The 22,827-nt window shown below is 74.9% G+C and carries 16 protein-coding genes; 14 read left to right on the top strand and 2 right to left on the bottom strand.

The annotated features are described in order from the left end of the window. The first annotated feature begins 21 nt into the window (after positions 1-21). Both ACTMS0_RS27415 and ACTMS0_RS27410 read left to right on the top strand, forming a co-directional pair. A complete protein-coding gene (locus tag ACTMS0_RS27415; protein ID WP_441158155.1) occupies positions 22-906 on the top strand; it encodes an NAD kinase in 885 nt (294 codons plus the stop codon). A 239-nt stretch (positions 907-1,145) separates the two neighbouring features. Next, the gene (locus ACTMS0_RS27410) at positions 1,146-4,880 is read left to right on the top strand and encodes a S8 family serine peptidase (protein ID WP_441158154.1); all 3,735 of its coding nucleotides are present in this window, start codon (positions 1,146-1,148) and stop codon (positions 4,878-4,880) included. 174 nt (positions 4,881-5,054) lie between these two features. Here the strand turns inward: ACTMS0_RS27410 and ACTMS0_RS27405 are convergent, their stop codons facing one another. Beyond that, positions 5,055-6,038: a helix-turn-helix domain-containing protein gene (locus ACTMS0_RS27405; RefSeq protein WP_441158153.1), complete on the bottom strand. Its 984-nt coding sequence runs from the start codon at positions 6,036-6,038 to the stop codon at positions 5,055-5,057. 91 nt (positions 6,039-6,129) lie between these two features. On the opposite strand from ACTMS0_RS27405, the gene recN reads away from it, so the two are divergent. The 9 genes from recN to ACTMS0_RS27360 all read left to right on the top strand — a co-directional run bounded on the left by recN (position 6,130) and on the right by ACTMS0_RS27360 (position 18,928). Beyond that, a complete protein-coding gene (recN, locus tag ACTMS0_RS27400) occupies positions 6,130-7,887 on the top strand; it encodes a DNA repair protein RecN (protein WP_441158152.1) in 1,758 nt (585 codons plus the stop codon). A gap of 121 nt (positions 7,888-8,008) precedes the next feature. Continuing rightward, positions 8,009-9,187 (top strand): putative cytokinetic ring protein SteA, encoded by a 1,179-nt coding sequence (gene steA, locus ACTMS0_RS27395; RefSeq protein ID WP_441158151.1) that lies wholly within the window; start codon positions 8,009-8,011, stop codon positions 9,185-9,187. A gap of 29 nt (positions 9,188-9,216) precedes the next feature. Next, positions 9,217-10,158, top strand: a complete 942-nt coding sequence (locus ACTMS0_RS27390; protein ID WP_441158150.1) for a copper transporter — start codon at positions 9,217-9,219, stop codon at positions 10,156-10,158. Positions 10,159-10,294: 136 nt separating this feature from the next. Beyond that, positions 10,295-11,161, top strand: coding sequence for a hypothetical protein (locus ACTMS0_RS27385; RefSeq protein WP_441158149.1), 867 nt, complete (start codon positions 10,295-10,297; stop codon positions 11,159-11,161). Position 11,162: 1 nt separating this feature from the next. After that, complete coding sequence (gene murJ, locus ACTMS0_RS27380; RefSeq protein ID WP_441158148.1) at positions 11,163-12,863, top strand: murein biosynthesis integral membrane protein MurJ; 1,701 nt, start codon at positions 11,163-11,165, stop codon at positions 12,861-12,863. After that, a complete protein-coding gene (locus tag ACTMS0_RS27375; RefSeq protein WP_441158147.1) occupies positions 12,860-14,026 on the top strand; it encodes a glycosyltransferase family 4 protein in 1,167 nt (388 codons plus the stop codon). Before murJ ends, ACTMS0_RS27375 begins: the two co-directional genes overlap by 4 nt. After that, the gene (locus ACTMS0_RS27370) at positions 14,026-16,425 is read left to right on the top strand and encodes a hypothetical protein (RefSeq protein WP_441158146.1); all 2,400 of its coding nucleotides are present in this window, start codon (positions 14,026-14,028) and stop codon (positions 16,423-16,425) included. The genes ACTMS0_RS27375 and ACTMS0_RS27370 overlap by 1 nt, the downstream gene beginning before the upstream one ends. A gap of 149 nt (positions 16,426-16,574) precedes the next feature. Beyond that, positions 16,575-18,326, top strand: coding sequence for a CTP synthase (locus ACTMS0_RS27365; RefSeq protein ID WP_441158145.1), 1,752 nt, complete (start codon positions 16,575-16,577; stop codon positions 18,324-18,326). Then, positions 18,323-18,928: an NUDIX domain-containing protein gene (locus ACTMS0_RS27360; protein WP_441158144.1), complete on the top strand. Its 606-nt coding sequence runs from the start codon at positions 18,323-18,325 to the stop codon at positions 18,926-18,928. Before ACTMS0_RS27365 ends, ACTMS0_RS27360 begins: the two co-directional genes overlap by 4 nt. Before the next feature lie 69 nt (positions 18,929-18,997). Here ACTMS0_RS27360 and ACTMS0_RS27355 read toward each other — a convergent pair whose 3' ends face one another. Then, positions 18,998-19,330 (bottom strand): TM2 domain-containing protein, encoded by a 333-nt coding sequence (locus ACTMS0_RS27355; protein WP_441158143.1) that lies wholly within the window; start codon positions 19,328-19,330, stop codon positions 18,998-19,000. A 213-nt stretch (positions 19,331-19,543) separates the two neighbouring features. Between ACTMS0_RS27355 and ald the strand changes: the two genes are divergently transcribed. From ald to ACTMS0_RS27340, 3 genes are all read left to right on the top strand, one after another. Then, the gene (ald, locus tag ACTMS0_RS27350; protein ID WP_441158142.1) at positions 19,544-20,659 is read left to right on the top strand and encodes an alanine dehydrogenase; all 1,116 of its coding nucleotides are present in this window, start codon (positions 19,544-19,546) and stop codon (positions 20,657-20,659) included. Positions 20,660-20,670: 11 nt separating this feature from the next. Then, positions 20,671-21,663 (top strand): site-specific tyrosine recombinase XerD, encoded by a 993-nt coding sequence (locus tag ACTMS0_RS27345; protein ID WP_441158160.1) that lies wholly within the window; start codon positions 20,671-20,673, stop codon positions 21,661-21,663. Between the two features lie 175 nt (positions 21,664-21,838). Continuing rightward, positions 21,839-22,732 (top strand): ParA family protein, encoded by an 894-nt coding sequence (locus ACTMS0_RS27340; protein ID WP_441158141.1) that lies wholly within the window; start codon positions 21,839-21,841, stop codon positions 22,730-22,732. Positions 22,733-22,827: the final 95 nt, after the last annotated feature.

Below are 22,827 nucleotides of genomic sequence, written 5' to 3'. Positions count from 1 at the left end.
GCCGACCGGACGGCCGGCGCGGTGAGCCGGACCGCGCTGCTGGTGACGCACACCGGTCGCCGGCGCAGCACCGAGCACGCCCGGGCGGTCGCCGCGGACCTCATCGCGGCCGGCTTCGTCGTCCGGGTCATCGCGGAGGAGGCCGACGACCTGGACCTGCCCGGCGTCGTGCCGGTGAGCGGCCCGGAGGCCGCCGAAGGCGCCGAGATCGTCTTCGCGCTCGGCGGGGACGGCACCTTCCTGCGGGCGGCCGAGCTGGCCCGGCCGGCGAAGGTGCCGCTGCTCGGCATCAACCTGGGCAAGGTCGGTTTCCTCGCCGAGGCCGAGATCGACGACCTCGACTCCGCGGTCCGTGACGTGGTCGGTCGCAACTACACGGTGCACGAACGGCTCACCCTGGACGTGACCGCCGAGTTCGACGGCGGCCCGACGATCGAGTCCTGGGCGCTCAACGAGGTCAGCGTCGAGAAGGGGGAGCGGGCCCAGATGCTCGAACTCCTCGTCGACGTCGACGGGCGGCCACTGTCCCGGTACGGCTGCGACGGCGTCGTCTGCGCCACGCCCACGGGCTCGACGGCGTACGCGTTCTCCGGCGGCGGGCCGGTGGTCTGGCCCGAGGTGGAGGCGCTGCTGCTGGTGCCGATCAGCGCGCACGCGCTGTTCAGCCGGCCGCTGGTCACCGCGCCCACCTCCACGTTCTCCATCACCGTCGACCCGTTCACCACCCTGGCGGTGCTGTGCTGCGACGGCCGGCGGGTCTACGACCTGCCGCCGGGCGCGCGGGTGACGGTGCGGCGGGGCGGCCTGCCGGTGCGGATCGTACGGCTGCGGGCCCGGCCGTTCACGGACCGGCTGGTGGCCAAGTTCGACCTGCCGGTGCACGGCTGGCGGGGCAGCCGCCGCTGACGCTGCCTCCCGGGGCTCCGGCCGGCCACCGTCGCGGAGTCGGCGCCCCGCACCGGACGTGGCGCCGGTGGTAACCCGCCGGACATCCGGTGGTCCGGCCGGGCAACCAGCGGATGTCCACCTGGCGACATGTCGCCGGTGCGGCGTGCCGCAGCTAGTGACCACCCCGCGCGCTCCGTCGCAGACTCCGAGCGGTTGATCTCCCGGAGATCGGCCCTTGGAGTAGAGGAGCGCATCGCATGCACTGGCCCCCACGCTGGCTCACCGCCGGCACGGTCGGGGCGTTGGTGGTCAGCCTCGCCGTACCGGCGTCCGCCGACCCGCCCGCCCGGCCCACCGGCGCGAGCCCGGGCACGTCCACCCCGGGCACCACCCCCGCCCGCATCACCCTCATCACCGGCGACCAAGTCGACCTGGTCCAGGCCGCGCCCGGCCGGGTCGCCGCCACGGTCCACCCCGGCCCCGGTCGGGAGCGGATTACCTTCCACACCGTGTCGGCCGACGGCCGGACACGGGTGCTGCCCAGCGACGTCGTGCCGTACGTCTCCGCCGGGGTGCTCGACGCCAACCTGTTCGACGTGGAGGAGCTGGTCGCCGAGGGGTACGGCGACGCCGCGCAAGGCGCGCTGCCGCTGATCGTGCGCTACCAGGAGCCGGCTGCCGGCCGGGTCCGGCCGCTCGCCGGGGCCACCGCCACCCGGCCGTTGGAGAGCATCAACGGCGCCGCGCTGCGGGTCGGCAAGGGCGACCTCGACGAGCTGTGGAGCACGCTGCGCGGCACGCCGGCCGGGCGTACCACCGCAGCCGCGCCGGCCCGGCTCGGCGCCGGCATCGCCCGCGTCTGGCTGGACGGGCGGGTCCACCCGGCCCTGGAGCACAGCGTGCCGCAGATTGGCGCCCCGGCGGCCTGGGCGGCCGGCCGGGACGGCAACGGCGTCCGGGTCGCGGTGCTCGACACCGGCGTCGACGCCGGCCACCCCGACCTGGCCGGCCGGATCGCCGAGACGCAGGACTTCACCGGCAGCGGCAGCGCCCGGGACGGCCACGGCCACGGCACCCACGTGGCCTCCACCATCGCCGGCAGCGGGGCCGCCTCCAACGGGCTGCGCAAGGGCGTCGCCCCCGGCGCACAGCTGCTCATCGGCAAGGTGCTCGACGACCACGGCAGCGGTTACGGCTCGGACATCATCGCGGGCATGGAGTGGGCCGCCCACTCCGGCGCCAAGGTGGTCAGCATGAGCCTCGGCGGCTCGCCCACCGACGGCACCGACCCGATGAGCCAGGCGGTCAACGACCTCACCGCCGAGACCGGCACGCTCTTCGTGATCGCCGCCGGCAACTCGGGCGCGGCGCAAACCGTCGGATCGCCGGGCGCGGCCAGCACGGCGCTCACCGTCGGCGCGGTGGACCGCGACGACAATCTGGCCGAGTTCTCCAGCCGGGGCCCGCGCCTGGGCGACAACGGCCTGAAGCCGGAGATCACCGCGCCGGGCGTCGGGATCGTCGCCGCCCGCGCCGCCGGCACCAGCATGGGTACGCCGGTGGGGGACGCGTACAGCCAGGCGTCCGGCACCTCAATGGCGACCCCGCACGTGGCCGGCGCGGCCGCGATCCTCGCCCAGGAACACCCGGACTGGACCGCTGGGAAGCTCAAGGACGCGCTCGTCAGCACCACGAAGGCCAACCCCGCGCTGACCGTCTTCGAGCAGGGCGGCGGCCGGGTCGACGTGGCCCGCGCGCTGAGCCAGCGGGTGTACGGCTCGGCCACCGCCGACTTCGGCCGGGTGAACACCGGCGGTGCGGTGGCGGAGCGGACCGTGACGTACACCAACGGCACGTCGTCCCCGCAGACCCTGCGCTTGGCGCTGGAGCTGCGCAACCTGGACAGCGGCGCGGCCGAGCCGGACGGGGTGTCGCTCGACGCCACCGAGGTGACCGTGCCGGCCGGCGGCAGCCTGGCCGTGCCGCTGCACGCCGACCCGGCGAAGCTGGACCGCGGCCCCCACGGCGGCTGGCTGGTGGCGAGCGGCGCGGACGGCGTGACCGTGCGCACCGCCGTCGGGCTCACCCTCAGTGGCCCGATCCACACCGTCACCCTGCGCGCCCTGGACATGGCCGGGCAGGCCGGCGTGGCGACGGTGTTCACGCTCTTCGGTGAGCACTCCGAGTCGGACCAACTCGGTTGGATCCCCGGCGAGGTGCAGGTGCAGGTCGAGGAGGGCCCGTACCTGCTCGAGGGGCTGATCTATCACGGCGCACCGCTGGACGAGCAGCTCACCCTGGTCACCGATCCGGAGCTGATGGTCGATCGGGACCTCACCGTGGTGCTCGACCCGCGCAAGGCCACGCCGGTGCGGATCGAGACGCCGAAGCCGACCGAGCAGCGGGCGGTGATCAGCTTCTTCGAGCACCGGATCTTCGGCAACGGCCGGCAGGTCGACCACGGCGTGATGGAGTTCAGCACGATCCAGCAGGTGAACGTCACGCCGACCCGGCCGGTGCGTCAGGGCGAGTTCGAGTTCGCCTCCCGCTGGCAGCTGGTCGCCCCCTTGGTGGACGCCCAGGTCAGCAACGTCTCCGGTCCGCTGGACATCAACCTGCTGGGCCGGTCGCCAGCTCCCGAGGGCCGGCGGAAGCTGCCGCTGGTGTGGGCGGGCGACGGTACCCCGGCTGAGCTGTCCCGAGCCGGGGTCCGAGGTGCGGCCGCGCTGGTCGCCGGTAACCCCGAACAGGTTGCGGAGGGCCAGGTGGTTGCCGACGCCGCCGCGGCCGGCGCCGCGATGGTGCTTCTCGTCCGGCCGGCGAATTGGAGCGCCTGGACGGTGTGGGCTCCCGACGGGGACCGCCTGCCGATCCCGTCGATGGTGGTCGCGTACGACGACGGGCAGCGGATGATCGCGGCGGCGAAGGCCGGACGTGTGACGCTGGACCTGACGCTGACCCCGAACAGCCCCTACCTGTACGACGTGTGGCAGGTGTCGAAGGGGCGGGTCCCGGATCGCATCGTGCACCGGGTGACCGCGGACAACACCGCCGAGGTGACCGCCCGTTACGCCGACACCGGCGGGTTCGACTGGGCCGGTGAGCAGCGGTTCGGCTGGCGGCCCTGGCAGGAGTACTCCTGGTTTGACGAGAAGCGGTTTGTGCGTACCGGCACTGTGCGGCAGGAGTTCGTCAGCGCCGGGGACTCCTGGTGGCAGCAGCGGGTGCTGCACCGGCTGCCCTGGTCCTGGGGCCGGCTGGGCGGGGGCCTCAACCAGCAGCCCCGGCGGTACGCCGCCGACGACCGGGTCACCGAGACCTGGCACGCGCCGGTGGTCCGGCCGGCCGTGCCGGCGGGTTCCGGGGCGCCGGTGCCCACGCGTACCGGGGACACCCTCGACCTGCGGGTGGTCGAGTTCGTCGACGCCGACGGCCACTACAGCCCGGCCGGGTTCGGCGAGGAGCAGGACACCGTCGAGCGCCGGCTGAGCCGGGACGGGCAGCAGATCGCCGACCTCTCCGGCGGCTGGGCGCCCGTGCCCACCACCCCCGGCGCGGCGCGCTATCGGCTGGACCTGACCACGCAGCGCTCCTCGGAGGAGTGGCGCTGGGCCACCCGGACCGAGACGGCCTGGGAGTTCACCTCGGCCCGTCCGGACGGGGACGCGGCCCGACCGCTGTCGCTGCTGCAGGTGGACTACCAGGTGCCCGCCGATCTGCACGGTGAGGTGCCGGGTAACCGGGCCCACCAGCTCGGGCTGACGCTGCGCCAGCCGGCGGGCGTCCCGGCGCCGACCGGCACCGGCCTGCGGGTCGAGGTGTCGTTCGACGGTGGACGGACCTGGCGGGCGGTGCCCGTGCACGGCTCCGGCACCCGGTTCACCGCCACGGTGCCGGCCGGCCGCGGCACGGTGTCGCTGCGGGCGCACGCCCGTGACGGGGCCGGCAACACCGTCGACCAGACCGTGATCGACGCGTACGGGCTGCGCTGAGCCGGCGTCCGCGCGGGTCGATCCTCCCTCCCGCGCGGACGCCCCCGGCGGCCCGTCCGGCTGCCCACCAGGGATGGTGGGCAGCCGGACGGGCCGCGGCCGGGGCCGCCGTCGGCACCGCCTTCGGGTGGCGGGGCCGACGGCGGCGCGGCCGGTGGCGGGGCGCCGGACGGCTCAGAGCCAGCCGCGGCGGGCGGCCTGGTAGGCCAGACCGGGCCGGGTGTCGACGCCGGCCAGCGTCATCAGGTCGCCCAGGCGTCGCTGGATGGTGCGGCGGCTCACGCCGAGCTGGGAGGCGATGGACTTGTCCGGCACGCCGGCCACGAAGAGCGACAGCAGCCGGACCTCGTCGGCGTCCGGCTGGTAGCCCTCAGCCGCCCGGTCGGCGGTCAGGGTGGACGAGCGCATCGGCGTCGCCATCAGCCAGTAGCTCTCGAAGAGGGCGAGCAGCGCGTCGAGCAGTTGGCTGCGTCCGATCACCGCGGCGCTCGGTTCGCCGCTCTCCCGGTCCGGCACCAGCGGGCAGATCGCCGTCCGACCGTCCACGATGGCCAGCCGGACCGGCAGCCGGTCGAGCACCCGCGCCTGCTCTCCGGCGCGTACGCCCTGCTCGATGTCCTCGAGCGCGCCTGGTTCGAGGAGCATCGCGCGTTCGTAGATGGCCCGGTAGCGCACCCCGCGCGCCAGCGCGTCGAACTCCTCGACGTTCTCCTGCCCGGGCATGGCCAGCGGGTTGGCCCGGCAGAACCAGAGCACCTCGACGCGGGCGGAGTTCTGCACGTCCCGCAGCCGCTCGCGGAGCACCCGTGCCCCGGTGATCACCTCCACCAGGTGGTCGGGGTCGTGCCGCCGCATCCCGGCGCGGTACTCCTCGGTCAGCTGGGTGACCGCCGCGCGGGCCGCCTCCAACGCCTCCTGCCGCCGCAGCAGCGCCTCGCCGAGTGGGACGTCGGGCGCCAGCGGCCGCAGCGGCGCGTTCGGCTCCGGCCCGGTCGGCAGCACCAGCCCCTTGCCGCGCAGGGCATCGAGCTGTGCGACGACCTCCGCCCGCGGCCGGCGCAGCCGCTCGACCAGCTCCTCGACCCCGGCCGTGGTGAGCTGGACGAGGGAGCGGTAGAGCTCCTCCTCACCGGGGGTCAGACCGATCACGTGCAGCACGAGGCAGCACTGTACGTCCCCGCAGGTCGCGCGACGACCCACCCCGCGCCGGCTGGTCAACTGTCGGGCCTCGCGTCTACTGTCGGGTGCTGTGCTGGAAGAGCTGCGCATCACCGGACTGGGCGTCATCGAGGACACGACGCTGCCGCTGACCGGCGGCATGAACGTCATCACGGGCGAGACCGGCGCGGGCAAGACGATGGTGGTGACCGGCCTCGGTCTGCTCTTCGGCGGGCGGGCCGACGCCGGCCGGGTCCGCGCCGAGCCCGGTCGGGCGGTGGTCGAGGGCCGGGTGCGGCTGTCCGGCAAGGTCGCCGACACCGTGCACGCCCGGATCACCGACGCCGGCGGCGAGCCGGACGAGGACGGGTCGCTGCTGCTCAGCCGCACGGTCACGGTCGAGGGCCGCTCCCGCGCCCACTTGGGTGGCCGCAGCATGCCGGTGTCGATGCTCGCCGAGGTGGGCGAGCAGGTGCTCGCCGTGCACGGCCAGTCCGACCAGCTGCGGCTGCTGCGCCCGGCCGAGCAGCGCGCGGCGCTGGACCGGTTCGCCGGCGCGGAGCACGAGAAGCTGCTCGACGCGCTGCGCGAGGCGTACGCGCGGTGGCGGTCGGTGGTCGACGACCTGGCCGACCGGCGGCGCAACGCCCGCGAGCGCAACCAGGAGGCCGACCTGCTGCGCCTCGGCCTGGACGAGATCACCCGGGTCGACCCGCAGCCGGGGGAGGACGACGAGCTGAAGGCGGAGGCGCAACGGCTGGAGCACGCCGAGGGGCTGCGCACGGCGGCGCAGCTCGCCCAGCAGTGCGTGGCCGGGGGAGTGGAGGCCGCCGACGACACCCCGGACGCGACCACCCTGCTCGGCACCGCGCGCCGCACCCTGGAGGCGCAGGCCGGCACCGACCCCGCGCTCGGTGAGCTGGCGACGCGGCTGGAGGAGGCGGCGACCCTGGTCGCGGACGTCTCCGCCGAGCTGTCGGCGTACCTGGCCGGGCTGGACGCCGACCCGGCCCGGTTGCAGACGGTCTACGAGCGGCGGGCCGCGCTGCGCGCGCTGACCCGCAAGTACGCCGACGACGTCGACGGGGTGATCGCCTGGGCGGAGCGGGCCCGGACGCGACTGTCGGATCTGGACACCTCCGACGAGCTGCTCGACGAGCTGGACCGGGAGGCGTCCCGGCTGGCGGGTGAGGTCGCCGACCTGGCGGGCCGGGTGTCGGCGTCGCGGCAGGAGGCGGCGACGCGCTTCGCCGCGCAGGTCACCGAGGAGCTGGCCGGCCTGGCCATGCCGCACGCGCGGGTCGAGGTGGTGGTGCTGCCGCGCCCGGCCGGGAGGGCGGAGCCGAGCCTGCCGGTCAACGGTGTCGAGGTCGGCGTCGGGGCGGACGGCGGTGACGAGGTGGAGCTGCGGCTGCTGGCCCATCCGGGCGCGCCGTCGCTGCCGTTGCAGCGGGGGGCGTCCGGCGGTGAGCTGTCCCGGGTGATGCTCGCCATCGAGGTGGTCTTCGCCGGCTCGGGTGGGCCGCCCACGCTGGTCTTCGACGAGGTGGACGCCGGGGTCGGCGGCCGGGCGGCGGTCGAGATCGGCCGGCGGCTGGCCCGGCTGGCCCGTAGCCACCAGGTGCTGGTGGTCACCCACCTGCCGCAGGTCGCCGCGTTCGCCGACCGGCACCTGGTGGTGGCGAAGGACACCGGCGGCGCGGTCACCACGAGCGGGGTCCGGGTTGTGGAGGACACGGAGCGTGCACGCGAGCTCGCCCGGATGCTCGCGGGTTTGCCCGATTCGGATCTGGGTATCGCGCACGCCGAGGAGCTGCTGGCCGTGGCGGCGCGGGAGCGGCGGGGGTAGCGCGGAGCGGATTGTGACCACAGGCACACCGGCTCGCGCCGTAGTGTGCTTCCCTGGACAGGCGGCCCTGCTCAGGCATGTCGCGCCGGAGATGCCTGCCTCACATGCCAGGATGGTCACGATGCGTCTACCCACGTTGCGCCGGACCCGACCCGCGGAGCCGGGCCGGATCGTCGGCACCGCGCGCCTTGATCGCCGGACCAAACGCCTGGTCGGCCGGCTCCGTCCCGGTGACATCGCCGTCATCGACCATGTCGACCTGGACCGGGTCGCCGCCGACTCGCTCGTCGCCGTCGGTGTCGCCGCTGTGCTCAACGCCAAGCCGTCGGTGTCCGGCCGCTACCCCAACCTCGGGCCGGAGGTGCTGATCAGCGCCGGCATCCCGCTCCTGGACGACCTGGGGGAGTGCGTCTTCGAGCAGATCCGCGAGGGCGACACCGTCCGGATCGAGGGCAACACCGTCTACGCCGGCGAGGAGCCGGTGGCGCACGGCGCCCTCCAGGACGCGGAGACCGTCGCGAAGGCCATGGCCGACGCCCGCGAGGGGCTCTCGGTCCAGTTGGAGGCGTTCGCCGCCAACACCATGGACTACCTGAAGCAGGAGCGGGACCTGCTCCTCGACGGCGTCGGTGTGCCGGACATCCGCACCGAGATCCAGGGGCGGCACTGCCTCATCGTGGTCCGCGGCTACGACTACAAGGCCGACCTGGACGTGCTGCGCCCGTACATCCGGGAGTTCAAGCCGGTGCTCATCGGCGTGGACGGCGGGGCGGACGCCCTGGTCGAGGCCGGCTACACGCCGGACATGATCATCGGTGACATGGACTCGGTCACCGACGACGTGCTGCGCTGCGGCGCCGAGGTGATCGTGCACGCGTATCCGGACGGGCGGGCGCCGGGGCTGGCCCGGGTCAACGGGCTCGGTGTGCCGGCGGTCACGTTCCCGGCCGCCGCCACCAGCGAGGACCTGGCGATGCTGCTCGCCGACGAGAAGGGCGCCTCGCTGCTGGTGGCCGTCGGCACGCACGCCACGCTCGTCGAGTTCCTGGACAAGGGCCGGGGCGGCATGGCGTCGACGTTCCTCACCCGGCTGAAGGTCGGCGGCAAGCTGGTCGACGCCAAGGGCGTCAGCCGGCTCTACCGGCAGAGCATCTCGGGGTCCTCCCTGCTGCTGCTGGTGCTCTCCGCGATCGCCGCGATGGCCTCGGCCGTGGCGGTCTCCACCGTCGGCAAGGCGTACTTGGGCGTGGTCTCCGAGTGGTGGAACAATTTCGTGTTCCAGCTGGAACGGCTCTTCTGACGCCGCTCCACCGACAAGAGGCTGCAGGTGTGATCAACTTCCGGTACCACGTGGTGTCCCTGACCGCGGTCTTCCTGGCGCTGGCGATTGGCCTGGTGGTCGGCACCGCCGCGCTGAACGGGCCGGTTGCCGACTCCCTGAAGGAGAACGTCAACGCGCTGCGCAAGGACAACCAGCTGATGCGTCAGTCGGTCAACAGCTTGGAGGAGGAGCTCGCCCGCGAGGAGGACTTCGCGGCCGAGATGGCCGGGGTGGTCCTGCCGGGAAAGCTCAGCGGCAAGCGCGTGCTGGTGCTGAGCCTGCCCACCGGGCGTGACCACACCGAGGGCGTGGTCAAGATGCTCCAGCTCGGCGGGGCCGACGTGACCGGTCGCATCGACCTGCAGGACAAGTTCATCAACCCGGACAACAACAACGACCTGCTGGAGCTGGCCGTCACCGCGGCCCGGCCGACCAGCGCGCCCACCGCCAGCCTCCCCGGTAACGGACACGGCGTGGAGACCTCCAGCGCCCTGCTGGCCAGCGTGCTGCTCGACCGGGCGCCCGGCGCGGCGCCGGTCAGCGAGGCCGACCGGCGGGCGGTGCTGGCCGCGTACACGAACGCGAACTACCTCACCACCTCCGAGCGGGTCACCGCCTCCGCGGAGGCGGTCGTCGTGGTCAGCGGCCAGCCGTACGTCGACAAGGACTCCGCCAAGAAGGACGAGTCGGTGGTCAAGGTCGCCGAGCAGTTCGACCGGACCGGCGGGATCGTCGTCGCCGGCAACGGCTCGGCCGGGGGCAACCTGGTGGCGTTCGTCCGGGGCGACGCCGTGCTGGCCGAGTCGATCTCGACGGTCGACAACGCGAACACCGTCCAGGGCCAGCTGGTCACCGCGCTCGCGCTGGTGCAGCAGCTCACCGAGAAGAAGGCCGGGCAGTACGGCGTCGGCGACAACGCCACCTCCCTGCTGCCTAGACTGCCCCAGTGAGCGACGCATCCACCCCGGTGTCCGGTCCGTCCATCCCGTGTCGAGAGGGGGGCGGCGTGAGCGAGCGTGCGGAGCGAACCGTCAAAGGCAGCAGGCGGGCGCCTCGCGCCGTCGCCGAGCGGAGCGAGGTGACGGCGTGAGGTTGCTCGGTCGGATCCTCGTCGCCGGCGCCGGCGCGGCCGTCGCCCGGTACGCGCTGCGCGAGGTGCGCACGTCCCCGGCCGGCCCGGCGCTGGAGCGGACGAACTTCCGCGGCCGGACGGTGACCCTGGCCGCCGGTCCGGCGCTCGCCGCCGGTGCCGCCGCGGCCGGCGCGTTCGGTGCGTCCGGCGGCGCGGCGGGCGGGGCGGCCCTGGTCGCCGGGCTGGGCGCCGGTGCGGTGGGCCTCTACGACGACGTGGTCGGGGCGCGGCCCGAGCAGAAGGCCGCCAAGGGCTTCGCCGGGCACCTTGCCGCGCTGCGCGAGGGACGGGTCACCGCGGGCCTGGTCAAGATCGTCGGCGTGGGTGCGGCCGGGCTCGGTGCCGCCGCGCTGCTCGCCGCCGACCCGACGGTTGCCGGGCACCGCCGGCGGCAGCGGCATGGCGCGGTGGGGCGCGGGCTCGACGTGCTGCTCGGCGCGGGGGTGATCGCCGGCACCGCCAACCTGCTCAACCTGCTCGACCTGCGGCCGGGCCGGGCGCTGAAGTCCGGGCTGCTGGTCGGCGCCCCGCTGCTGCGCGGGCCGCAGGGCGGGATCGCCGCCGGCGCGGTCGGCGCCGCCGCCGGTCTGCTCCCCGCCGACCTGGGCGAGGACGTGATGCTCGGCGACAGCGGTGCCAACGCGCTGGGTGCGCTGCTCGGCGTCACGCTCGCCGCCCGCACCGGCCCCGTCGGCCGGGCCGGGCTGCTGGCCGTCCTCGCCGGGCTCACCGCCGCCAGCGAGAAGGTCAGCTTCACCCAGGTCATCCAGCACACGCCCGGGCTGCGCGAGCTGGACGCGCTGGGCCGTCGCGCCGACTGACGTGACGACTCCGGCACCCCTCGCCGGCGCCGGCCGCGTCGCCGGAGCGGCCGCGCTGATCGCCGTCCTCACCGTGGTGAGCCGGCTCGCCGGCTTCGGCCGTACCGCCGTGTTCACCTGGACCCTCGCCCCCACGGACCTCGGCGGCACGTACGTGGTGGCCAACGCCGTCCCCAACGTGATCTTCGAGATCGTCGCCGGCGGTGCCCTGGCCAGCCTGGTCGTGCCGCTGCTGGCCGGGCCGGTGGCGGCGGGGGACCGGGCGAGCGTGGCCCGGACCACCGGGGCGCTGCTCACCTGGACCCTCGCCCTGCTCGTGCCGCTCGCTGTGGTGGTGGCGCTGCTCGCCGGTCCGATCGTGGGAGTGCTCGGCGAGGGTCTCACGGCGGCCCAGCAGGCCAGCGGCGAGCGGATGCTGCGGGTGTTCGCCCCGCAGCTGCCGCTCTACGGCGTCGGCATCGTCCTCACCGGGGTGCTCCAGGCGCACCGCCGGTTCGCGTGGCCGGTGATCGCGCCGCTGCTGTCCAGCGTCACCGTGATCGCGGTGTACCTGGGCTTCACCCTCGCCGAGGGGCGGCTGGCCGACGTGGCGGACGTCAGCCGTGGCGGCGAACTGCTGCTGTCGGTGGGCACGACCGCCGGGGTGGTGGTGCTGTCCCTGTCCCTGCTGATTCCGTTCCGCCGGCTCCGGGTCACGCCGCTGCCCGGGTTCCGGTTCCCCGCCCGGGCGCGCGCCCGGGTCGGCGGGCTCGCCGTGGCCGGCGCGGTGACCGTCACCGCGCAGCAGGTGGCGCTGGTGGTGAGCCTGCACCAGGTGGGCTACGGGGCGACCGCCAACCTCGGCGTCTTCAACCTCGCGCAGACGGTCTACCTGCTGCCGTGGGCGGTGCTGGCGGTGCCGCTCGCGGTGGCCGCGTACCCGAACCTGGCCGCCGCCCGCTCCGTGGGGGACGAGGAGGCGTACCGGGCGACCCTGGCGCCCGCCGTGCGGGGCGTGCTGCTGTTCAGCTTCCTGGGCGCCGCCGCCCTGGTCGGCACGGCCGTCCCGGTGGGGCACTTCTTCTTCGACGGCCCCGCGGCCGGCACCGCCGCCGCCGCGATCGCCGGCTTCGCACCCGGTCTGGTCGGGTACGGGCTCTTCGCCCTGCTGAGCCGCGCCCTCTACGCCCGCGACGAGACGCGGGCGGCCACCCGGGCCATCGCTGCCGGCTTCCTCGTCGTGCCCGTCGCCGTGCTCCTGCTGGCCGCCGTGCTGCCGTTGCGCGACCGGGTGCTGGCGGTCACACTGGGCAACTCGGTGGGGATGCTGGTGCTCGGTGTCCTGCTGGTCGCCGCGGTCCGGCGGACGGCCGGTGCCGCCGCGCTCGCCGGGGCCGTCCGGGCCGCCGGCGCCGGACTGCTCGGCGGGGTGGTGGCGGCGCTCGCCGGCTGGGCGGTCGCCCGGTGGTGGGCGACCGGCGACGGCACCCCGGGCGCACCGGCGGCACTCGTACAGGGCATGCTGTCCGGTGTCCTGGTCGGCGCCGTGTTCCTCGCGGTGGCCTGGACGCTCGATCGGCCGGCTGTACGACCGCTGCTCGCCGGGCTGCTGCGGCGCCTCGGGCGAGCCCGCCGGGGGACGACCGACGCCCCGGACGGCGGGACGCGGGAGGAGGGGGTCCCCCCGGAGCGGGGCGACGGGAAGGAGACGGTGTCCCGGTGACGGAACCGACCTCGCGCGCCGGTTGGCGCGGCACGGTCGCCCTGCTGCTCGCCTCCAGCACCGGTGGGGTCGGGCAGCACGTCCGGTCGCTGGCCGCCGGCCTCACCGCCGCCGGCGCCTCCGTGCTGGTCTGCGGCCCCGCCGCGACCGAGGAGCAGTTCGACTTCACCGGCGCCGGTGCCCGCTTCCAGGCGGTGGAGATCCCGGCCAGCCCGACGCCCGCCGACGCGCGCGCGGTGGCCTCGCTGCGCCGGGCCCTCGCCGCCGAGCCGGTCGACGTGCTGCACGCCCACGGGCTGCGCGCCGGGCTGGTGGCCGTCCTCGCCCGGCCGGCCGTTCCGCTGGTGGTGACCTGGCACAACGCGGTGCTCACCGGCGGGCTGCGCGGAAGCGTGTCGCGCCTGGCCGAGCGGGTCGTCGCCCGGGGAGCCCGGGTCACCCTCGGCGCCTCCGCCGACCTGGTCGAGCGGGCCACCGCGCTGGGCGCGCCGGACACCCGGCTCGCGCCGGTGGCCGCGCCCACGCTGCCCCCGCCGCGCCGCCGCCGGGAGGCCGTCCGCGCCGAGTTCGGCGTCGGCCGCGACCAGCCGCTGATCGTCTCGGTCGGTCGACTGCACCCGCAGAAGCGGTACGACGTGCTGGTGGACGCCGCCGCCCGCTGGCGTACGCGGACGCCCACACCGGTCGTGGTGATCGCCGGCAGCGGCCCCGCCTACCTGCAACTGGCCGCCCGGATCTCCGCGGCCCGGGCGCCGGTCACCCTGCTCGGGCACCGCACCGACGTGGCCGACCTGCTCGCCGGGGCCGACCTCGCCCTGGTGACCAGCGACTGGGAGGCCCGGCAGCTGTTCGCGCAGGAGGCGATGCGGGCCGGCGTACCGCTGGTGGCGACCGCGGTCGGCGGCCTGCCGGAGCTGGTCGGCGACGCCGCCGTGCTGGTGCCACCGGGCGACGTCGACGCGGTCGACGACGCCGTGCGCGGCCTGCTGGACGACGCCGCCCGCCGGGCCGAGCTGGGCCGGCGGGGCGGCGCCCGCGCGGCGACCTGGCCCACCGAGGCGGACACCCTCGCCCAGCTCACCGCGCTCTACGCCGAGCTGACCTCGGACGCCGCAGGTCCGACCGCCCCCGACGCCGGCGCCCCGTCGACGGGACGCCGGTGATGCTGCGCCGACTCGCCCCGGTCCTGCTGACCCTCCTCGTCGTGGCGCTCGGTGTCGCCGCGCTGGCCGCCCGCCCGGCCAACCGCACGCCGGAGCGGTCCGCCGACTACGTGGTCCTGGTCGGGGTGGCCGGGCTGCGCTGGGAGGACGTCGACCCGGAGACCACGCCGACGCTGTGGCGGATGGCCCGCGACGGTTCGATCGGCTCGCTGTCGGTGCGCTCGGCGCACCGGCCGACCTGCCCCGTGGACGGCTGGCTGACCCTCGGGGCGGGCAGCTTCGCGGCGTGGCCCGGCAACCGGCCCGCCGGCACCTGCCCGGCCGTCGACGTCGCGGTGGAGCGGCCGGACGGGATCGGCGCGAACCTGCCCGACCAGGAGAGCGTGGTCCTGCACAACCAGGAGCGGCTGCCGTGGGGCGCCGTTCCCGGCTCGCTGTCGGAGTCGGTGCGCTGCTCGGTGGCGGTCGGCCCGGGCGCGGCGGTGGCGGCGGCGCGGCCGTACGGGCGGGTGGACCGGTACGCGCCCAAGCTGCCGGCCGATCCGTCCGGCCTGCTCAGCTCCTGCGTGCTCAGCATCGTCGACCTCGGCACGGTCGCCGGGGACGACCCGGTGGCCCGGGCCGCGGCGGCCCGCGCGGCCGACGCGCGGCTGGCCCGGGTGCTGGCCGCCCGCCCACGCCACTCGCTGGTGATCGTCGCCGGGGTGTCCGACACCGAGGCGCCCTCCCGGCTCCACGTCGCCGTCGCCGACGGTCCGGGCTGGGAACGCGGCTGGCTGACCTCCCCAACCACCGGCCGGGAGGGGTACCTGCAACTGGTCGACCTCGCCCCGACCGCGCTGACCGCGCTGGGCCGGCCGCTGCCCGAGCGGCCGTTCCTCGGCCGGCCCGCCGAGCCGCTGGGCGGCCGGCCCGCCGACCTCGCCGCCGCGATCGCCGGCCCGGCGGACGCCGACCGGGAGGCCGCCGCGCAGCGCGAGGTCGCCGGCTGGTTCTTCGGCCTCCTCGCCGCCGCCCAGGTGGCGCTCGGAGTGGCGGTGCTGCCGCTGCTGCGCCGGGCCCGCCGGCACGCCGGCCCGTACGGCCCGGAGCCAGTGTCCCGGCGGATCGTCGCGGCGGTGGAACTGCTGCTCGTCGCCGCCGCGCTCGCCGTTCCCGCGGCGCTGCTGGCCGACCTGGTGCCCTGGTGGCGCGGCGACCACGCCGGGGTGTGGTTCGCCGCCGCCACGGTCTCGCTGGTGGCCGCCGCGACGGTGCTGGTGCGAACGCTTCCCGGGTACGCGAGCACCCTCGGCCCGCTGGGCGCGGTCGCCGGTCTCGCCACGCTCACCGTCGGCGCGGACGTGCTGACCGGCGCCCGCCTCCAGCTCAACGCGGTGGTGGGCTACTCGGCCCTGGAGGGCGGCCGGTACGCCGGCCTGGGCACGGTGGGTCTCGGCGTGCTGCTGGCCGGGGCGCTGCTCACCGCCGGCTGGCTCGCCCAGCGGGTCCGCCGGTCCTGGCGGCCGATGGTGATGGTGGCGGTCGGCGGTGCCGCCGTCGTGCTGGTCGGCAGCCCGTACCTCGGGGCGGACTCCAGCGGCGCGATCGCGCTGACCGCCGGGGTGAGCGTCGCCGCGGCGATCAGCGCCGGCGGCTGGCTGACGCTGAGCCGGCTCGCGTGGGCGACGATGGCCGGGCTGGCCCTGACGATCGGCGTCGCCGTTGTCGACCTGCGCCGCCCGGCCGCCGAGCGTGGCAGCCTCGGCCGGTTCCTCGCCGCGGTCGGTGACGGCACCGGCGGGCTCACCGTCCACCGGTCCGGCACCGCCAACGTGGAGACGCTGGTCGACAGCCCGCTGACGGTGCTCGCCGTGGCCGGTGCCCTCCTGGTCTGGTTCGCCCTCCTGCAGCCGTGGGGCGGCCTGATGCGGCTGTTCGGCATCTACCCGGCGGTGCGGGCGGCGATGACCGGCACCGCGGTGGCGGCGGTGATCGGCGGGGTGCTGGGCGGGTCCGCGCTCGACGTCGCCGGTGCGGCCGCCGCGCTGGTGGTGCCGATGGCGGCGCTCGCCTCGCTGCGGGTGCTCGACCACTCCACCGACCGCACGCGGCCGGAGACCGCCCGCGACGGCGGCCCGGCCGGGGGCGGTGCCGGCCCGGCCGACCCCGATGCCAGTCCGGCCGACGCCGGTGACAGTCCGGGTGACGGTGGCCCGCGGCGGGACGGCGCGCCCACCGGTGGCGGCCCGGCGGCCGGTCACCGGACGGACGCCGCGGACTCCGACGGTCGGGACGCCCGGGACGGGACGGGCCCGACCACCGGAGGCTCGCGCGCCGACGGGGCGACCGGTGCCGCGCCGGACACCGGCGGGCGGATCCCGACCGCCCGGGCATCGAGCGAGGTCACGACCGGCTGACCGGGGCGCGACACCCGGCGCTCCGGCGCGGGTGCGCCGGGGCCCGGCGGCCGGTGAGGTGTTACCGTGGAATCCCGTGGATCGCGTGATCACTTGGTTGATCGGCACGGCGGTCTGCACGACCGCGACGGACGACACGGGAGCAGGCCTTGGCCCCTTCAGCACGGACGACCAGGCACATCTTCGTCACCGGGGGCGTTGCCTCCTCGCTGGGTAAGGGCCTCACCGCCTCCAGCCTCGGCAACCTGCTCACCGCGCGCGGTCTGCGCGTGGTCATGCAGAAGCTCGACCCCTACCTCAACGTCGACCCCGGCACGATGAACCCGTTCCAGCACGGTGAGGTCTTCGTCACCGAGGACGGCGCCGAGACCGACCTCGACGTCGGCCACTACGAGCGGTTCCTCGACCGTGACCTGTCCGGCAAGGCCAACGTCACCACCGGCCAGATCTACTCGGACGTGATCGCCAAGGAGCGGCGCGGCGAGTACCTGGGCGACACGGTCCAGGTCATCCCGCACATCACCAACGAGATCAAGTCGCGCATCCTCGGCATGGCCGACCCGGACGCCGACGGCCAGGTGCCCGACGTCGTCATCACCGAGGTCGGCGGCACCGTCGGCGACATCGAGTCGCTGCCGTTCCTGGAGGCGATCCGGCAGGTCCGCCACGACCTGGGCCGGGACAACTGCTTCTACCTGCACGTGTCGCTGGTGCCGTACCTGGCGCCGTCGGGTGAGCTGAAGACGAAGCCGACCCAGCACTCGGTGGCGCAGTTGCGCAGCATCGGTATCCAGCCGGACGCGCTGGTGCTCCGCTGCGACCGGGAAATCCCGGACAAGGTGAAGCAGAAGCTGTCGCTCTACTGCGACGTCGACCTGGAGGCGGTCACCGCCGCCCCGGACGCCCCGAGCATCTACGACATCCCCAAGGTGCTGCACCGCGAGGGTCTCGACGCGTACGTGGTGCGTCGCCTCGGCCTCTCCTTCCGGGACGTGGACTGGTCGAGCTGGGACGACCTGCTGGAGCGGGTGCACCAGCCGCGTCACACGGTGACCGTGGCACTGGTCGGCAAGTACGTGGACCTGCCCGACGCGTACCTGTCGGTCAGCGAGGCGATCCGGGCCGCCGGCTTCGGCCACCGGGCCCGGGTGCAGCTGCGCTGGGTGCCGAGCGACGAGTGCGTCACCCCGGCCGGCGCCGCGGCCGCCCTGGCCGGCGTGGACGGCATCGTGATCCCGGGCGGGTTCGGCGTCCGCGGCATCGAGGGCAAGATCGGCACCGCCCGGTACGCCCGCGAGAACGGCATCCCGCTGCTCGGCCTCTGCCTCGGCCTCCAGTGCATGACCATCGACGTGGCCCGCCACCTCGCCGGGCTGGACGCCGCCAACTCGCTGGAGTTCGACGAGGACGCGGCCCACCCGGTCATCGCCACGATGGCCGACCAGGAGGACATCGTCGCCGGCAAGGGCGACCTGGGCGGCACCATGCGGCTCGGGGCGTACCCGGCGGCGCTCGCCGAGGGCTCGCTCGTCGCCGAGGCGTACGGCAGCACCCAGGTCAGCGAGCGGCACCGGCACCGGTACGAGGTCAACAACGCCTACCGCGACGCCCTCACCAAGGCCGGCCTGCACATCTCCGGCACCTCGCCGGACGGGCGGCTGGTCGAGTTCGTCGAGCTGGACCGCGAGCTGCACCCGTTCTTCGTGGCCACCCAGGCGCACCCAGAGCTGAAGAGCCGGCCCACGCGGCCGCACCCGCTGTTCGCGTCGTTCGTGAAGGCGGCCATCGCGTACTCCGAGGCCGACCAGCTGCCGGTCGACCTGGACGGGGCGTCGCCGGCCGCGCAGAAGGCCGCCCACAACGGCGGCACGGCCGCGACGAAGGCGGCGTCGGCATCGTGAGCGCGGTCGAGCACCGGTACGAGCTGCGCTCGCGGACCGAGCGTTACCGGGGCCGGATCTTCGAGGTGGTCAGCGACGAGGTGACCATGCCCGGTGGCGGGACCGCGGTGCGCGACCACGTCCGGCACGTCGGGGCGGTGGCCGTGGTGGCGCTGGACGACGCCGGCCAGGTGGTGCTGATCCGGCAGTACCGGCACCCGGTCGGGCGGCACCTGTGGGAGCTGCCGGCCGGGCTGATGGACGTCAGCGGCGAGGATCCGGCCGTCACCGCCGGGCGGGAGCTGGCCGAGGAGGCCGACCTCAGCGCGGGGCGGCTGGACGTCCTGGTCGACCTGCACAGCTCGCCCGGGTTCACCGACGAGCTGGTCCGGATCTTCCTGGCCCGGGATCTCGCGGACGTGCCGGCCGAGCAGCGGCACGACCGCCGCGACGAGGAGGCCGACCTGCAGGTGGTGCGGATCGACCTGGACGAGGCGGTCGGCATGGTGCTGAACGGCGAGATCACCAACGCCTCGGCGGTCGCCGGGCTGCTCGCCGCCGCGCGGGCCCGCGACGTGGGCTGGTCGGCGCTGCGCCGGCCGGACGCACCACTGCCGCGCTGAGAGGCTGTGGCGTACGTGAGAAAGGGGCCGCGCGGTGAACCGCGCGGCCCCTTCGTCGTAGGGGTCGGATCAGTCGCGCAGGGGCCGGCCCTGCGCGTCGGTGCCACCGTTGACGAGGATCAGGATCCCGTCGATGAGGCCCCAGAGGCCGCCGGCGCCGCAGGTCACGAGGCTCACCACGAGCTGCAGGACGGCGATCTTGGTGTGGCCGGTGTAGAAGCGGCCGGCACCGAAGGTGCCGAGCAGGATGCCGAGGAGGCCCGCGACGATCTTGCTCTTGTCGGAAACACCGGCCGGGTACCCCGGCTGGTACGGAGGAGTGGTCATGGGGCGACACAATAGTGATCGACTCGCCTCCTGTCCCCGGCGGGACACGCCGGATGGGACGATAATGAGGAACACTGTCCTGACGGCTGAGGTGGTCTCCGACCGCCGGTCAGGCCGGCGCCTGACACTTCGTCAGGGGGAGCGGTCACCGCATGTCACTGTGCTGGCTCCCCGCGGACGACGGCGCGCCTAGACTGCCGCCGGCGGGACCGGTGTACCGCGGCGGCAATGGGGCCGCCGTGGCGCCGAGCAGTCGGGGCGGCAGCCCCGGAGGAAGGTGTCTGCATCGTGAAGGTCGGAATCCCACGCGAGGTCAAGAACCACGAGTACCGCGTGGCGATCACGCCGGCGGGCGTCAACGAGTTCGTGCGCGCCGGCCACCAGGTCTTCGTCGAGTCGGGTGCCGGCGTCGGATCCAGCATCAGCGACGACGACTTCACCGCCGCCGGCGCCAAGATCCTCGCCACCGCTGACGAGGTGTGGGACACCGCCGAGCTGGTGCTCAAGGTCAAGGAGCCGGTCGCCGAGGAGTACCACCGGATGCGCGAGGGGCAGGTCCTGTTCACCTACCTGCACCTGGCCGCCTCGAAGGAGTGCACCGACGCACTCATCGACCGCAAGGTCACCGGCATCGCGTACGAGACGGTCGAGCTGCCCGACCGGTCGCTGCCCCTGCTCGCCCCGATGTCCGAGGTGGCCGGCCGGCTCGCCCCGCAGGTCGGCGCGCACCACATGCAGCGGCAGGGCGGCGGGCGCGGCATCCTCATGGGCGGCGTCTCCGGCGTGTACGCGGCGAAGACCGTCGTCATCGGCGCCGGCGTGTCCGGCATGAACGCCGCCGCCATCGCGCTCGGCCTCCAGGCCGAGGTGCTGCTGCTGGACAAGAACGTCGCCCGGCTGCGCCAGGCCGACGCCATCTACCGGGGGCACCTGCAGACGGTCGCCTCCAACGCGTACGAGATCGAGCGGGCCGTGCTCGACGCGGACCTGGTCATCGGCGCGGTGCTGGTGCCCGGCGCGAAGGCCCCGACCCTGATCTCCAACGAGATGGTCTCCCGGATGAAGCCGGGCAGCGTGCTGGTCGACATCTCCATCGACCAGGGCGGCTGCTTCGAGGACTCGCGCCCCACCACGCACGCCGACCCGACCTACAAGGTCCACGAGTCGATCTTCTACTGCGTGGCGAACATGCCGGGCGCGGTCCCGCACACCAGCACGTACGCGCTGACCAACGTCACCCTGCCGTACGCCGTGGAGCTGGCCAACCAGGGCTGGCGGGAGGCGCTGCGCCGCGACCCGGCGCTGGCCCTGGGCCTCAACACCCACGCCGGCCAGGTCGTCTACGGCCCGGTCGCCGAGGCGCACGGCATGGCCACCCTGCCGCTGGCCGAGGTGCTGGCCTGACGGGCGACAGCCTGACCACCGCGGCGCACGGGGCCGGCACGGGCGTGGAGCCCGCGCCGGCCCTGCGCCGTGCCGTCCGCGGCTACCTCGACCACCTCACCGTCGAGCGTGGACTGTCCGCGAACACCCTCGCCTCGTACCGCCGGGACCTGGACCGCTACCTCGGCACCCTGGCGTCGGCCGGGGTGACCGACCTGGCGGCGGTCGGCCCCGGCCAGGTGGAGGCCCACCTCGCCCGGCTGCGCGCCGGCGACGACGGGCACCCGCCGCTCGCCGCCTCGTCCGCGGCGCGCGCGGCCAGCGCCGTCCGCGGCCTGCACCGCTTCGCGCTGCGCGAGGGCCTGGCCGGCATGGACCCCAGCCGCGACGTCCACCCGCCCACCCCACCGCGCCGGCTGCCGCGCGCCCTGCCGGTCGACGAGGTGGTCCGGCTGCTGGAGACGGCCGGTCCGGTCACCGCCACCGGCGACGGCGCGGCGCTCGCGCTGCGCGACCGGGCGCTGCTGGAGTTCCTGTACGGCACCGGAGCGCGCATCTCCGAGGCTGTCGGCGCCGCCGTGGACGACGTCGACACGGCCGAGGGAGCGGTGCTGCTGCGCGGCAAGGGCGGCCGCAGCCGGCTCGTCCCGATCGGCGGGTACGCCGTCGAGGCGCTGCGCGCGTACCTGGTGCGGGCGCGGCCCGCGCTGGCCGCCGCCGGCCGGGGCACCCCGGTGGTCTTCCTCAACGCCCGGGGCGGGCCACTGTCCCGGCAGGGGGCGTGGACGATCCTGCGCCGGGCGGCGCAGCGGGCCGGGCTGCCCGTCGACGGGCCGGTGGCGGTCTCCCCGCACACCCTGCGCCACTCGTACGCCACCCATCTGCTCGACGGTGGCGCGGACGTCCGGGTGGTGCAGGAACTGCTCGGCCACGCCTCAGTGACCACCACGCAGGTCTACACGCTGGTCACCGTGGAGCGGCTGCGTGAGGTGTACGCGACGGCCCACCCGAGGGCGCGGGGGTGAGAGGCGGGCCGCCGACACGCCGTACCGGTGGCGAACGCCCTGCTCGTCGGTGGCGTAGAGTCGGGTTCGGCGCGGACCTGGCGGGGCGACGCGGACGCAGGGTGCGCGGCGGCGCCGCGAAGGGACGTCGGTCGGCTCCGACGCCGGGTGGTCGTCGGGAGGGGGCAACGAGGACATGGCAGGCAACGGTGACCGTGCCGAGACCTGGACGTCGGAGCTCCGTGAGCAGCAGGCCACGCTCGGCGCGGATCTGGGTCCGGCGGACCCGGCCGCGTACACGATGCGCAAGCCGATCCCCGAGCCCATGCCGACCGACCGGCACGGCCCGGCGCGGATCATCGCGATCACGACGACCATCAACCTGGGCGCGGCGCTGGCCGAGTACGGCCGCAAGGTGCTGCTGGTCGACTTCGACCCGCAGGGCGCCCTCTCGGTGGGCCTCGGTGTCAACCCGCACAACCTCGACCTGTCGGTCTACAACCTGCTGATGCAGGACGACGTCACCGCCGAGGACGTGCTCATCAAGACCGACGTGGCCGGGCTGCACCTGCTCCCGGCCAACATCGACCTCTCCGCGGCCGAGATCCAGTTGGTCAACGAGGTCGCCCGCGAGATGGCTCTGTCCCGGGTGCTGAGGAGCGTCCGCAAGGAGTACGACTTCATTCTGATCGACTGCCAGCCCTCCCTGGGCCTGCTGGCGATCAACGCGTTGACCGTCGCCCACGGCGTGCTCATCCCGCTGGAGTGCGAGTTCTTCAGCCTGCGGGGTGTGGCCCTGCTCCTGGACACCATCGACAAGGTGCGCGAGCGGCTCAACTTCGACCTGGAGCTCGAGGGCATCCTCGCCACCATGTACGACAGCCGCACCACCCACTGCCGGCAGGTGCTCCAGCGGGTGGTGGAGGCGTTCGGCGACAAGGTCTACCAGACGGTCATCACCAAGACGGTGAAGTTCCCCGAGTCCACCGTGGCCGGTGCGCCGATCACCACGCTCGACCCGGCCTCCTCGGGCGCGCGCAACTACCGGCAGTTGGCCCGCGAGGTGATCGCCGCCCAGACGGAGCGCTAGGACGTGCGCCGAAGTCCCGGCGCGGCCGGGCTGCCGCTTCCACACACGCCCCGGGCCGAACGCCGGGTGTCCGGGCCGTGGACTACGGTTTTCCG

Source organism: Micromonospora sp. H33, assembly GCF_052068455.1.
GTDB lineage: Bacteria > Actinomycetota > Actinomycetes > Mycobacteriales > Micromonosporaceae > Micromonospora.
The sequence above is the reverse complement of the archived record's forward strand: the minus strand, read 5'-3'. Positions and strand labels throughout refer to the sequence as shown.

Bases quoted from the DNA above. Each gene is read 5' to 3' on its own strand.
- steA (WP_441158151.1), top strand. From the start codon at position 8,009: ATGCGTCTACCCACGTTGCGCCGGACCCGACCCGCGGAGCCGGGCCGG.
- ACTMS0_RS27340 (WP_441158141.1), top strand. From the start codon at position 21,839: ATGGCAGGCAACGGTGACCGTGCCGAGACCTGGACGTCGGAGCTCCGT.
- ACTMS0_RS27410 (WP_441158154.1), top strand. From the start codon at position 1,146: ATGCACTGGCCCCCACGCTGGCTCACCGCCGGCACGGTCGGGGCGTTG.
- ACTMS0_RS27370 (WP_441158146.1), top strand. From the start codon at position 14,026: ATGCTGCGCCGACTCGCCCCGGTCCTGCTGACCCTCCTCGTCGTGGCG.